Below are 12,965 nucleotides of genomic sequence, written 5' to 3' on the forward strand. Positions count from 1 at the left end.
GTTTTTGATGGTAATGAACCATTGGCAGTTTAAACCCAGTTATCATGCTGCAATCTAAAAAGTCCGTAAAACCATTCTCACAATCGGTGAGCTGGTTTTACGGACTTTTCGTTTAACTAGGTCATTGTTTATTTAACATTCTTCATTTCTTGATATTTGGGTTCCCAGTGCAGATCATCGACTGCCTGTTGCACATTATCGATTGGATCCTGGTTAAGCTGTTCATTAACTGCAGCTTGGGCAGTGGAGATCGCAACGGTTCTTGAAAAGGCATTTAATTTTGAGACGGGTGGTAAAACTGCGGCACCCGGTTTAGTTGTGTCAACGATTCCACCAAGTGAATGAGCAGCGGCACTAATCATTGAATCAGTAAGTAGTCTAGACGTTGCGGCGATGGTGCCGGCGGCCAGTCCTGGATAAACCAGTGCATTGTTGGCCTGACCGATCTCATATGAAACGCCTTTGTAAGTCACTGGCTTACTTGGAACGCCGGTGGCAATCAATCCCTTACCATTTGTCCATTTGATTAAGTCAGCAGCATTGGCCTCAAGTAGTTTGGTGGGATTGGAGATTGGAAAAATGATGGGTCGCGCGGTGTGTTCAGCCATTTCATTAACAATTGATTCTGTGAAAGCCCCCTTGACCGTTGAAGTACCGACCATGATTGTTGGGTGAACGGCTTTAACGACTGCTTCAAGGTTAGTGAGTTCGGCAGCATTCTTAAATTCAGTCCGTTTTCGTGCAAACGGTTTTTGTTCCGGGGTTAATCCGGGTGTATCTTCGAACAAAAGACCCTGTTTGTCGACGAGGTAGAAATGGCTTTTGGCTTCTTGTTCTGAAAGTCCCTGGAGAATCATTTCATCGTAAATTCGTTGGGTAATTCCGGCACCGGCTGTTCCGGCACCAAACGAGAGATAGATTTGATCGGTAAGCTTTTGGCCTGAAATCTTTAAGGCACCTAAAATACCAGCCAACACGATAATGCCAGTGCCTTGAATGTCATCATTAAAAGTGGTGATTCTGTCCTTATATCGATTTAAGATTTTGGCAGCGTTGCTTCGACCAAAGTCTTCCCAATGTAAATAAACTTTTGGGAATAAGGCTTCAACTGTTTTAACAAATTGTTCAATAAAGTGATCGTATTTTTCACCACGAACGCGTTTGTGACGATTACCAACGTAAAATGGATCGTCAAGAAGACTTTGACGATTGGTACCGGTATCAAGCACAATTGGCATCACTTGACTCGGGTTAATGCCAGCCGCCGCGGTGTAAACCATTAGTTTTCCAACTGAAATATCGACGCCTTGAACGCCCCAATCACCGATCCCAAGAATGCCTTCAGCATCGCTGACAACAATTAATCGAATGTCGCGGCCGTTAGCCCCATTAATCAAAGCTTCGCGCATATGTTCAGGATCGTCAATTGATAGAAATACCGCATTTTGCGGTCGTAAGAAGTTATGGCTGTAATTTTCAATTGTATCCGCGATGGTTGGATCGTAAACAATTGGCATAAATTCTTCAATATGACGACTGAACAGGTAGAAGAAAAGAATTCGATTATTGTTAAAAATTTCCATTAAAAAGAACCGTTTTTCCAAGTCAGTTGATTTCTTAGCAAATTGTTCATACACTTCAGTAGCCTGTTCGTCAATGGTTCGGACAACCGGTGGAATTAATCCGTTGAGACCTAACTCATCACGTTCCTGTTGGGTAAAACCAGTGCCTTTGTTTAAAAATGGATCGTTTAAAATTTGTTCTACGTGCATCTCGATTGCCTCTTTCTTGATTGATATCTTTGTTATAATGCCGATAAGAGAATATAGTCAAACTAAACACTTATGATAAAAATAATTTATGACAAGAAGAGGTGCCCTCATGCAACTCAAAGATTTAGAATACTTTGTTCAAGTTGCCAAATTGGCAAACCTGACGCAGGCGGCACAGTATTTTAGTGTTTCCCAGCCGACAATTACTTATGCGATTAAGCGACTGGAAAATTCGTTGGGGACTCAGTTATTAGCTAGGGATCCACAACACCGGTCTTTGCGATTGACGGAAACCGGGACTCAGTTTTTATACCATGCCCGGCGAATTTTAAGCGAAATGCAGCGAGCCCGGTTGGAAATTAATAATCGTCAAAAAGAAAAGTTGGTATTGGGATTACCACCGATCATCGGCAATTACTTTTTTCCAAGGTACATTGGGGATCTTAAACGGGAAAAGTTGATTAGCCGGTTGGAAACGCATTCCCTTGGTTCAGAGGAAATGCTGACTAATTTGCTAAATGGCAATTTAAACTTGGCCTTTATTGCCACAGCAGCACCATTGAAAAATCCCGATCTTGATTTATTGTGTCTTGATGAAAAAGCTTTTAAAATTATCTGTAGCCAAGATGAGTTGGATTTCTCGGGATCAGTTACCTTCAAGCAAGCCGCAATCAAACCCTTTATTGCATTTGATGAGGGCTTTATTCACAACAAAGTTTTTGACTATTTAGAAACTCGTTCGGGTGTGACACCCAATGTGATATATAAAACGACGGACGTTGATATTTTAAAAAATATGGTTAGCCATAATGCCGGTCTAGCCTTGTTAACAGAATTAGCAATTACGGAGAAAGATGATGTTAAAGTGTTAGCAATTAATGAAAAGCAAGTGCCAACGTTTCAGATTTATTTGGCTTATCGGCACGATCATGTTCTATCTGCGGTTGAAAAAGCATTTATTGCGATTATTAGGAGCCAGAGCGGGACAAAGCGCGTTTAGCTTCCAGAATATAAGAGTTTATCCGAATATTCCGGTCCGGGATGTTTGTTATATGGTAGGAAGTTGCCTTGTTCCGCGTTTTCGCTTGATAATGGTTGTGACAGCACAAAAAACCAATTAAAGTGATTTTGCCCGATTCTCTTTGTTAACGAGGACAGACTCATTCATGATCCAAAAGTGCGACTGATCAAATCACAATATGTTACGCTAATAGTGATCCACAATTTAAATGATTGGAGATGGCGTTACTTGGACGGATTACAATCAACAATTAAATTGAATAATGGCGTTGAGATGCCACGATTCGGTCTCGGCGTTTGGAAAAGTAATAATCACACGGCTCGTGATTCCGTGGCTGCGGCATTGCGAGATGGCTATCATGCCATTGATACTGCCAAACAGTATGGTAATGAGCGGGGAACTGGTGCCGGCATTAAATTAGGTCTGCAGCAGGCTGGCTTGAAGCGGAGTGATATTTTCGTGACTACCAAGCTTTACAATGGTGATCAGGGAAACTATGACAAGGTTGCCAAGGCTTTTGAGGGCCAATTAAAGGACTTGGGATTGGACTATGTTGATCTTTATTTAATGCATTGGCCGGTAGACGCAACATATATTGAAAGTTATCAGGCGATGGAACGGCTGCAAAAGCAGGGTAAGATTCGGGCCATTGGCGTTTCAAATTTTGATAATGACCGATTAGCCAAACTATTGGAATCTGCAGAGATTGTGCCGGCCGTTAACCAAATGGAATTCAACCCAACTAATCAGGAAAAGAAAATTTTACAATTTGATCAAAGTCATAATGTTCAAATGACGGCTTGGTCACCACTTGGCGGGGGCAGATCATTAACTAATCCAATGATTGATAAACTAGCCAAGAAGTATGATCGTTCGGCAGCTCAGATTATTTTACGTTGGGAGTGGCAACGTGGCATTGTCACGGTCATTAAATCAGCCCACGAAAAACGGATTATTGATAATAGCCATATTTTTGACTTTAAACTGAGCGATGAAGACGTCCAAACCATCAACCAGCTTGATCAGGGCGAACGTGGGTTGTGGTATAACGACTTTAAATGGCATAATCCAAATGGTGAATTCGGTAATTCAGTTGCGCAATGGGATGATACCAACGAACAACTATGATGGTCATTTAATAATTAAATAGATAGCTAAACGGCCGGGGTTAATTTGATTTTGCTCCGACCGTTTTTGATTGTGACCGGCGGTGTTACTATGATTGAATATGAACGAGTTTAACCGATACTGATTATTAAATTGAAAATATGTAAAGGGTAATTAGTTTCTTAATATATGGATTACTTTGTTTAGATCTTGAAACGCAGATCGTGGTTATTACCACAGGCTAAGCTAGAGAAGTCGCAACTTTCGGCTATATAAGCGCTTAAACTTAATGTTCAAAACAGGAATATTGGGGCGGGGGCTACTGTGCTAAAACGTGCAAAAGAGTGACAGCCCCCGGCCATATAAGTGGACCAACCCATCATTCCAAACCAAGGAATAATGGGTTGGTCCACTTATATTCTGGGGGCTAACCGTCCCTTTTTGCACTCTCATTCCCAGCGATAAAACTTCCTCGCCACATCATAAATCAACCAAAAGATAAAAAATGAAATATTTGAAAAAATGGCTCGGCTCAGAAAGGACCCGATGTTTTGGCTTTTGGCTTCCCAACCCATCAGCTGAAAAACACCGTCAACGATAATTGAGACGATGATCCACATGATAACGTCACTAATCAATAGGGTTAGGTATGAGTGCTGATGGAATCGCCAAAATTTTTCTGCTAAGGTGGGTTTCTTTTTAATATGGATCACCTCCAGTTGGTTTCTTATGAAATAGGTTACTAGATTGCCTGGTATTTGGCAATTGACCCCAGAAAGAGTTACAAGGTTCTACTTGTGTTAAAGACTGCTGGGTGGCCGATTGAAGGGTGTATGTATGAATTGGCTCCATAATGACTACATGGTTATTGACTATTCAGTCATTATAGAATATACTTTGGTCGAATTGAGAGAAGGGGCCGTGAAACTTGGTAAGTTTGGTTAAGTGATCGGTTTATTTAGACTATAAAGTTGGGGTCACGACACGTTATTTTAGTGATGCAACTTTGACCTAATGAATAATAGGGGGCGTTTGCGATGAAGGGTGATTTAGTTTTAGAGACTAACGGGTTACAGAAATCATTTGGGAAATTTAAAGCTTTAAAAGATGTGAACCTACAATTGCATAAAGGGGAGGTCTTAGGTTTCATCGGGCCCAATGGTGCAGGAAAATCAACCACAATTCGGGTAATCTTGGGATTGATTAAGGCAACAGGAGGGTCTGCTGAGGTCTTTGGTCAAAATGTTTGGAAGGACTCAGTCAAGATACATCAGGACTTGGCATATGTTCCTGGTGATGTTTATCTTTGGCCCAACTTAACTGGGGGGCAGACAATCGATCTGTTGCTTCACATGTCAGGACAAGCACATACCCCCCGGACAGATGATTTGATCAAAACATTTAAATTGGATACCAGTAAGAAAAATCGAACCTATTCGAAAGGTAACCGGCAAAAAGTTGCACTAATCGCAGCGTTCTCAACTGATGTTGATTTGTACATTTTTGATGAGCCGACGTCTGGATTGGATCCCCTGAACGAAGTTATTTTTCAAAACTTGGTTGCTGAATTAAAGAAAGCTGGAAAGAGTGTCTTTCTTTCTAGTCATATTCTCTCGGAAGTTGAAAAAATGTGTGATACCATTTCAATTATTCGTGAAGGGAAGGTAATTGAGACAGGGTCATTAGAAGCAATGCAGCATTTAACCCGAAATACAGTTGTGGTTAAAACTCAAAATCCAATGACCGCTTTAAAATCTGCAGCTGGCGTCCACCAATTGACGTTTACCGATGGTCATGAGACGGCAGCTGAGTTTAGTGTTGATTCTGATCAAATTGGCAACGTTATGTCGTTGTTGTCAGATAGTCGAATTGTTCAGTTGAAAACAACGCCGCCAACGTTGGAAGACTTATTTTTACGTTATTATTCAGCGAATAATGACCAAAAAGTGGGTGAGTAAAATGACACAGTATACCCAAACTTTCGCTTTATTAAAAGCAAATTTAAAACGTGATTGGATCAAAATCTTGATCTGGTTGGCCGTCTTGGCTGGCATGTTTGTGGCTGTCGCCGCCAAATTCGAGGGCATTTATGGAAGCCCCAAACAAATTGCAACAATTGCCCAAACGTTGAGGTCGCAGGCCATGGTCTCGTTATTTGGGCCGATGACTCATGCCAGCTTGAATACCGCAATTATCTTTGCCTCCGAAATGATGGTCTTTTGGGGAATCTTTATGGTGATCTTCAATTACTCATTATCGGTTGGCGCTACTCGTGGTCAAGAAGAATCCGGATTAACTGAAATGGTCCTTGGGGGTCACCCTGTTGGCCGATTGGCACCCATTGCGGCAGCCGGATTGGAATTATTGGTTGCCAACAGCTTATTTGCTCTGATTACTGGTTTTGGTATGATGGCTGCCAATATGCCGGGAAGTGATTTTAATGGTAACTGGCTTTTTGCAGTAACCCTGGCGTTAGTTGGTTGGACGTTTGGGATGATTTCACTGATTTTTGCCCAGCTGGTCGCCGATAGTCATAATGTTGCCATTTATAATTATGCTTTCTTTGGGATCACTTATCTGGTTCGGATGATGACCGATGTTGCTAATCCTGACTACACTTGGCTATCGCCGTTTGGATGGATTGAAAAGGCTGGCATTTATACTGAAAATAATTGGTTGCCGGTTGGGTTATTGGCCATTCTGGGTTTGATTGCATTTGGGATGGCGGTTGCTTTGAATGTGAACCGAGATATCGATGCTGGGATTATCCAAGTTCGAGCGGGCAAGCGTCGAAGCCGATTTCTGCGGGGACCGGCAACTCTCCTGCTTTGGAATCAAAAATCAATCAGTTTGTTTTGGATTATCGGGATGGCGGTTCTCGGTGCCAGCTATGGTTCGGTCTTTAACAGCATTAGTAAAATCGTCAATGACTCACCGGTCGTCCGCCAAGTGCTGGGCGCAAGCGGTATTGCTCATGCCGAAAAGACACAGCTTTTATCATTTGTTGGTATTTTGGGAGTGATCTTTGGCGTGTTGGCCGTTGTCGGTGGCGCGATGGTTATTAATCATTTATACACTGAAGAGATTAAAGGATATTTACAGTTGGTTAATACGAAGCCACAAAGCCGAAGCTATTTATTATCAACCTATTTTGTTTATGGTTGGCTGCTTTCGGTCATCATCCTTTTTGCTGCTTTAATGGCGGCGATGGGAGCTGGTAACGCTGTTTTGAAGCACCCGTTAGCTTTTCATTATTTCTGGCGAACCTTTGTAGCGCTAGTGCCGGTTTTAACCGTGTTTATTAGCGCATTAGTTGCTTTGATCGGCTTTTTACCAAGGTGGCGTTCAATTGTTTGGGTGCTTCTCGGTGGCTCATTCATGATTTCGTATTTTGGTCGATTGGTTGATTTGCCAACGTGGGCATTGAAAATATCCCCATTTTATTGGTTTAGAAAAGTGCCAATCAACGAAATTGATGGTACCCCGGTTATCTGGATCTTGATCATTGCCGCCGTGCTGATCGTAATCGGTTACATTGGATATCGGAGACGGGATTTCTCGAATTAAAGTTCAGTTGATTCTAACGAGTCGTGCTAAATTAACAAACTAGTAAAGAGGGATGATCATGGCAAAACGATTACCAAGAGACCCGCAAAAAGAAGCAGCAATTTTGGCGGCAGCAATTCAGGCCTTTGGAACGAATGGCTTTCGGGCAAGTACAGATGAAATTGCGAAAATTGCCAATGTTTCCAAAGGATCAGTATTCCGATATTTTGACAATAAGAAAAGTTTGTACACCGCTGCAGTTCAGCAGGCAATGGCAACCTTAATTTCAGTGGTTGATTTGACCGTTTGGACGGATTCAGATGATTTAGTGAAAATGATTATTCGGGCAACCCAGTATAAGACAGCTTTATCGCATCAATATCCTAACGAGTTCGCGTTGTTAACGCGGGTATACGCTCATGATCCAATGGTACCGGTAAAATTGAGAAACCAAGTGTTTGAGACATTTAACAAATGGGCCGAACAGACACAAACGGCTGTTGTTAATTCGGTTGTCGCTAAATTAAAGTTAAGGCCGGAGCTGGATGAACAAGTTGTTAAACGATTTTTGTCAATGATGATTCAAGAACTGTCAAGATGGCTCCAAACCTATTTTGAAAAGCATCCCGAATTAAAACGAATCGAAGATATGACAGCCATTATTGATGAAATGACCGCATATATGGATATGGTGGAATATGGCATTGTCAAGCAGACCAAAAGTTAATTGACGCTTGTTTGATTATGCAAAAATAAGCTCCTTGATTCAACTTTCCATGTGCTCTAGGAGAATTGGATTAAGGAGCTTATATTCTGGGATTATTCTTGTAAGCTGTGGTGTGGCAGTGCGCTAACCATTGATGATTTGAAGAGGCTGGAATTTTGATCAAGCTTTTTTTGAATAATCACGGTTATTACTGAGTGGAGAACTGAGAAATCAAGCATCTTCCAGCCACGCAACCAAATTATCCAACTATTCAAACCCGGAATATCTCGTTGGACTTTTTACTTGGTGAAAACGTGGACCAGCAAGCAGATCCCGGCCATATAAGCCCCCTAACTTGATATTCCAAAACCGGGAATATTTTGTTGAACTTGTTACCTAGCAGAAACGTGGGCCAGCAAGCAGACCCCGGCCATATAAGCCCCCTAACCTTAACATTCCAAAATCAGGAATATTAAGGTTAGGGGGCTTATATTCTGGGGTCTGCTTGCTGGCCCACTCTGTTTCCTAGTCTTTATCGTAGTCAGAAACTTTATTCGTAAGTCGGTTTGTCTTCATCTTATAATTATCACCAGATTTTTGGATGATTGCTTCATACTCAAAGACTTGAATGTGATCATGGCTGCCGTTATCAAAGGTATATTTAATATCGTAGGTAACCATGGTTTGACCAGTATCGTAAGGCACAACCTTCTTGATGGTTGGTTCCATTTCGTAGTCATCAATATGATCATTCTTTTGATAAGAGTCAACCATTTTGAGTAAGTCCTGGTAAATAATGGATGTGCTGCCACCAGTAAAGTAATCGTCAAAATCATCATCGTTGGCAGAGTCCGCATCAGTAACGGTACCGTCACTAATGTCACCCCAGATGTTATTGATTAAATCACTGGCATCATCTGTACTGGCAAAACCGGAGAACACTGGTGTGACAGTTGATCCATCCATGGACATATCAATTTTAGTCTTGTCGGAATTGACGACTTTTCCGGAGGCAGTTTTCATCGAAAGCTGGACGGTCATATCCTGACTGAATGGATATTCTTTAATGTCGTAAAATCCGCTCTTGTTCAGCGTGCCAATTTTTTTACCACTTAAAAAGACGGTTGAACCAGCCTGTCCTTTAATGGTATAAGAGATGGTTTGTAAATCTAATGAGATATCTTCGTCATCACTAGTTGGGTCAATCCAAGCGTATTTGCCATTGTTAACCAATTTGTGACCATTAACCGTATCAGAAGTTTGGACGATGTATTCGCCAGGCATGTATGGCCCAATCTTTTTGGGATTGGTTGTCCCAATTTTATTTGAGAGAACTTTTCCATTTACTTTTAGCTTTGCACCGGCGCGATTCGTTTGAATTTCTGGATAGATTGTTTTGACCTTGAGCTGGTAGTTATCGAACAGCAAGAATTTATGACCGGAATTGACAAAGGCCAAATGATCGTTCACATAGCCGGTACTGGTTAGCTGCCCCTTCAGCTTTGCTAACTGATCCTTATTTTGACTATAATAAGTAATCAGCGGTTCAACTGAAGATGACGTGATTTTAAAACTTGGGTCGTTACTTTTAACCAGCGATGCCACGGTTTTACCTTCATCCTGCTTAATAGCCGTAACCAAACGATCAGCTGTGGCAGTTTTGCCATAGTAATGATTTAGAAAAAGATAGCCACCGATAAGTATAATAAAAACGACCACCACTGAAATGACCTGCCAAGGCTTCATAGCTTGCCGTGGTGTCCGACGGTGCGGCTGCTCAGGGCTTGCAGTCGGTTCAGCTGATGGCGACGGCTGAGTTGGTGCTGATTGGGTTGGCCGCTGAGGATTATTATTAGGATGATTCGTTGATTTAGCTTGAAGGCCAGCCAAATATTTTTTAACGTTGAAGCCGCATTCCGGGCAAAAAATGTCGTTTTTACTGATCGGCTTTCCACAATTGGGACAGAAGAATTTTTGATTATCCATTTTTTATTCCTCCACTCAATTTAATAGCCGGAAAATGTGTTTTGCAGCGTATTGGCTAAATTGGTCACCATGTCGTTGAGATACTGCATCGAAATGAGGTAAATGACGATGGCAGGGAGAATTTCAGCAACCAGCATTGAATAAAAAGTGTTGAATTTTCCCTGAACGTCTTTTAGGACCATCACAACGCCGTAGTTAATGACAACTTGGCTGAGACCAAATAAGGCAAGAATCAGAAAAAGCAAAAATGCTGATGCGGCGACACTAACAAATAATGATAGCACGAATGTTGCTAATAATAGCACTGAACTAATATTCAAATAAATACCGAATAAATCTGTGAAGTCTAAAAAAGCGATATTGTCGTTGAGCATGAGACGACGAACGGCATATGCAATGATGAGATAAGCAGCTAATGAAATAATTAAAATTCCTGAAATTGCCATAATATTTGAAGCAATTGGTTCGGTTACGGAACTGACAACTTGTGAAGACAGATCGTTGCCGGCACTATTTTCAATGGCACCGACAATTCTTCTGGAAAAGACGCCAAACATGATTAACATAATGACAACGTAGAGCCCGATCGACATTAAACCACCATAATGGGGTGCTTCAATGTTATTATTAGGGTTAATTAGAGATTCCTTTATGTAACGTAGGAAAGAGTTGAATAAGTGATTAGTTGCTGCGTATCGGGTATTGGTCTGAGTTGCATCAGCAGTTGCCTGACTACCAGTTGAATTTGTTTGTTGCTGATTGTTATCCTGGTTGGTGCTGAAGGCTGCTGATTGGTTAGGATTGGCTTGGGGATCAGCGGCGGTCGAGTTCGCTTTAGCTGTTTGTGAATCCGGTGCCGGTGATTGTGGGGTATTTGAGTCTGAGCTGGCTGCTGAAACATTTATGAGGTTAAAGCCGCAGTAGACACAGAACTTAGCATCCGCAAGATTCTCCTTTTGACAATTTGGACATACTTTCATAATAAAAACTTCCTTTCATGTATCTTTAGTTAATGAAAATAGGCGTTACGATTTATTATAATATATTTATTAAGTGAATTGTTAACCAATTATGAATTAAGTGGGTCTCGTTTTAAAATATTGGAAAACGATGGTGATAGTTTGGTGAAACAGGGAAAATTTGCAAAATCCAGTCGATTAAAGCAAATTAAAGCAATTCAAAAGCGGCATCAACAACAGAATAGCCGGGTGATCACGGCTGACAAATTTCAGGCTTTTCTGTTAGTTCGCTATGGGCTCACGATGAAATCAAAGCTGGGCCCGGTCGATAAGGAAACAATGCAGCGCTTTTTGATGGCTTGGATTGAAACGGGTGGAACGGACAGCCCATGGTCAATGGCGAAAATGGCAGTGACCGTTTTTCAAAGGATCAACGTACGGGTCCCTTATCAGTTTTATAAACAAATTGTTCAACACTGGGAAAAATTTCAAAAGTTCATTAAACGAGAAGTGCCAGCCGTACCACTAGCGGATCGCGTGATTGTGAGTGATCTTCTTACGGATGATCAGTTATCTAAAATTGTCGTTCGGCAGCTGGCCGCAAATTCACTTTTAAATACATTGGGCGGCAATCCCGCAATGATGAGTTTAATTAAACCTGAGCAGGTTGATGAGCTGACAGCCGGTTTAATGAGTGGCACCGCCATTGATTGGGATCAGGTTGCCGCAATGTTTGAACCAATTCCGTTTGACGTCAGCACGGCTCCTGATGAGCCAACCAAGCGGTGGTTGAATCAGTTATTAGCACTATCATAGTAGGAGGAACTTTCATGGATCAACATCATGCTTTGGAATGTGTTAACTTAGTTCCGATCTTTAAATCATTACCTTTAATTCAAAAAACGGCAGTGGCGGATTTAGTTGTTAAACACCAATATCCCAAGGGCACCATTATTTATTTAGCGGGGGATACCGTTGGCCATTTTATGATTTTAGAAGCCGGTCAAATTAAAATTTCGCAGGTGGCGGCCAATGGTAAGGAACAATTGTTAAAAGTCATGCAGCCAGGCGATTTTGATGGCGAAGCTGCTTTATTTAATGGAAATCAGCGAAATGTGACGGCAACCGCACTTGTTGATTCAAATGTCTGTCAAATCGATCAAGATGCATTTCAAAAACTATTGAGCCGGAGCCCACAGTTGGCGGTAAATTTACTGTCTGAAATGAGCCAACAGATTAACAACCTGCAAGCGGATAAAACGGTTGCGGCAACTTCAGATGTTACCGGCCAAGTGGCGAAATATTTATTGGAAACCAGTGCTGCGCTTCATGAAACAAATTTTAAGTTGCCACTAAAGAAGAAGGACATTGCGACTTATCTGGGGACAACCCCGGAAACGATTAGTCGGGTATTTAAGCAGCTAACAACAAAAAAGTTGATTGATACGACAGCAGCTAATGTCAAAATTAGGGATGAAGATGGCTTGATGGAGCTGGTTTAAGGTCAATTGGCAATTGATTGGGGGGACGAAATGATGTTTTCCTGGGCAATGTTGTGGGCTTTGGTGCCATTGGCGATTGGTTATTTATTTAGGCGGGGGAAATTACTTTTCTTAATTGCTGGCAATAACACGGCCACTAAACCTTATGATAAAAGATCGCAATTGGCAGGACGCGTTGTGGGGTTAATGATGTATGTAAGTGCGCTTCTTGTGATTCTCGTCTTTATTCCGAATATCCCGGATCTGTATTATTACATTCTCACTGTAATCTATATCATCATTTGGATTGTTGTCATCGTTTATTTGAATAAGAGTGGGCCAGCAAGCGGTTAGACCCCAGAATATAAGCCCCCTGACTTGATATTC

11 protein-coding genes are annotated in these 12,965 nt (G+C 41.6%); 8 read left to right on the plus strand and 3 right to left on the minus strand.

Features of this window, described 5'->3' with window-relative positions:
* Nucleotides 1-128: 128 nt before the first annotated feature.
* A complete protein-coding gene (locus tag FC85_RS03095; RefSeq protein WP_057864103.1) occupies nucleotides 129-1,772 on the minus strand; it encodes a malolactic enzyme in 1,644 nt (547 codons plus the stop codon).
* A gap of 109 nt (nucleotides 1,773-1,881) precedes the next feature.
* Here FC85_RS03095 and FC85_RS03100 point away from each other — a divergent pair, with 109 nt between their 5' ends.
* The 5 genes from FC85_RS03100 (at nucleotide 1,882) to FC85_RS03125 (ending at nucleotide 8,173) form a co-directional block, all read left to right on the plus strand.
* On the plus strand, nucleotides 1,882-2,772 hold the full coding sequence (locus FC85_RS03100) for a LysR family transcriptional regulator (RefSeq protein WP_057864104.1): 891 nt from the start codon (nucleotides 1,882-1,884) through the stop codon (nucleotides 2,770-2,772).
* A 294-nt stretch (nucleotides 2,773-3,066) separates the two neighbouring features.
* On the plus strand, nucleotides 3,067-3,921 hold the full coding sequence (locus FC85_RS03105; RefSeq protein WP_057864162.1) for an aldo/keto reductase: 855 nt from the start codon (nucleotides 3,067-3,069) through the stop codon (nucleotides 3,919-3,921).
* A gap of 1,016 nt (nucleotides 3,922-4,937) precedes the next feature.
* Nucleotides 4,938-5,858, plus strand: coding sequence for an ABC transporter ATP-binding protein (locus tag FC85_RS03115; protein WP_057864106.1), 921 nt, complete (start codon nucleotides 4,938-4,940; stop codon nucleotides 5,856-5,858).
* Between the two features lies 1 nt (nucleotide 5,859).
* Nucleotides 5,860-7,467, plus strand: a complete 1,608-nt coding sequence (locus tag FC85_RS03120) for an ABC transporter permease (protein ID WP_057864107.1) — start codon at nucleotides 5,860-5,862, stop codon at nucleotides 7,465-7,467.
* Between the two features lie 58 nt (nucleotides 7,468-7,525).
* Nucleotides 7,526-8,173 (plus strand): TetR/AcrR family transcriptional regulator, encoded by a 648-nt coding sequence (locus FC85_RS03125; protein ID WP_057864108.1) that lies wholly within the window; start codon nucleotides 7,526-7,528, stop codon nucleotides 8,171-8,173.
* Nucleotides 8,174-8,677: 504 nt separating this feature from the next.
* Here FC85_RS03125 and FC85_RS03130 read toward each other — a convergent pair.
* Together FC85_RS03130 and FC85_RS03135 are read right to left on the minus strand one after the other, a co-directional pair.
* A complete protein-coding gene (locus FC85_RS03130) occupies nucleotides 8,678-10,138 on the minus strand; it encodes a zinc ribbon domain-containing protein (protein WP_057864109.1) in 1,461 nt (486 codons plus the stop codon).
* Nucleotides 10,139-10,158: 20 nt separating this feature from the next.
* On the minus strand, nucleotides 10,159-11,118 hold the full coding sequence (locus FC85_RS03135) for a zinc ribbon domain-containing protein (protein ID WP_057864110.1): 960 nt from the start codon (nucleotides 11,116-11,118) through the stop codon (nucleotides 10,159-10,161).
* Between the two features lie 144 nt (nucleotides 11,119-11,262).
* On the opposite strand from FC85_RS03135, the gene FC85_RS03140 reads away from it, so the two are divergent.
* From FC85_RS03140 to FC85_RS03150, 3 genes are read left to right on the plus strand one after another with little or no spacing between them, the layout of a single operon-like run.
* Nucleotides 11,263-11,913, plus strand: coding sequence for a hypothetical protein (locus FC85_RS03140; RefSeq protein WP_225427648.1), 651 nt, complete (start codon nucleotides 11,263-11,265; stop codon nucleotides 11,911-11,913).
* 14 nt (nucleotides 11,914-11,927) lie between these two features.
* Complete coding sequence (locus tag FC85_RS03145; RefSeq protein WP_057864111.1) at nucleotides 11,928-12,599, plus strand: Crp/Fnr family transcriptional regulator; 672 nt, start codon at nucleotides 11,928-11,930, stop codon at nucleotides 12,597-12,599.
* Nucleotides 12,600-12,629: 30 nt separating this feature from the next.
* Nucleotides 12,630-12,932, plus strand: coding sequence for a DUF3784 domain-containing protein (locus FC85_RS03150; protein WP_225427647.1), 303 nt, complete (start codon nucleotides 12,630-12,632; stop codon nucleotides 12,930-12,932).
* Nucleotides 12,933-12,965 lie beyond the last annotated feature (33 nt).

The sequence above is a fragment of the Lentilactobacillus diolivorans DSM 14421 genome (assembly GCF_001434255.1).
In the GTDB taxonomy this organism is placed as follows: Bacteria; Bacillota; Bacilli; order Lactobacillales; family Lactobacillaceae; genus Lentilactobacillus; species Lentilactobacillus diolivorans.

Coding starts and splice junctions, on each gene's coding strand:
- FC85_RS03115 (WP_057864106.1), top strand. CDS start 4,938: ATGAAGGGTGATTTAGTTTTAGAGACTAACGGGTTACAGAAATCATTT.
- FC85_RS03135 (WP_057864110.1), bottom strand. CDS start 11,118: ATGAAAGTATGTCCAAATTGTCAAAAGGAGAATCTTGCGGATGCTAAG.
- FC85_RS03145 (WP_057864111.1), top strand. CDS start 11,928: ATGGATCAACATCATGCTTTGGAATGTGTTAACTTAGTTCCGATCTTT.
- FC85_RS03100 (WP_057864104.1), top strand. CDS start 1,882: ATGCAACTCAAAGATTTAGAATACTTTGTTCAAGTTGCCAAATTGGCA.
- FC85_RS03095 (WP_057864103.1), bottom strand. CDS start 1,772: ATGCACGTAGAACAAATTTTAAACGATCCATTTTTAAACAAAGGCACT.
- FC85_RS03105 (WP_057864162.1), top strand. CDS start 3,067: ATGCCACGATTCGGTCTCGGCGTTTGGAAAAGTAATAATCACACGGCT.
- FC85_RS03130 (WP_057864109.1), bottom strand. CDS start 10,138: ATGGATAATCAAAAATTCTTCTGTCCCAATTGTGGAAAGCCGATCAGT.
- FC85_RS03150 (WP_225427647.1), top strand. CDS start 12,630: ATGATGTTTTCCTGGGCAATGTTGTGGGCTTTGGTGCCATTGGCGATT.
- FC85_RS03125 (WP_057864108.1), top strand. CDS start 7,526: ATGGCAAAACGATTACCAAGAGACCCGCAAAAAGAAGCAGCAATTTTG.
- FC85_RS03120 (WP_057864107.1), top strand. CDS start 5,860: ATGACACAGTATACCCAAACTTTCGCTTTATTAAAAGCAAATTTAAAA.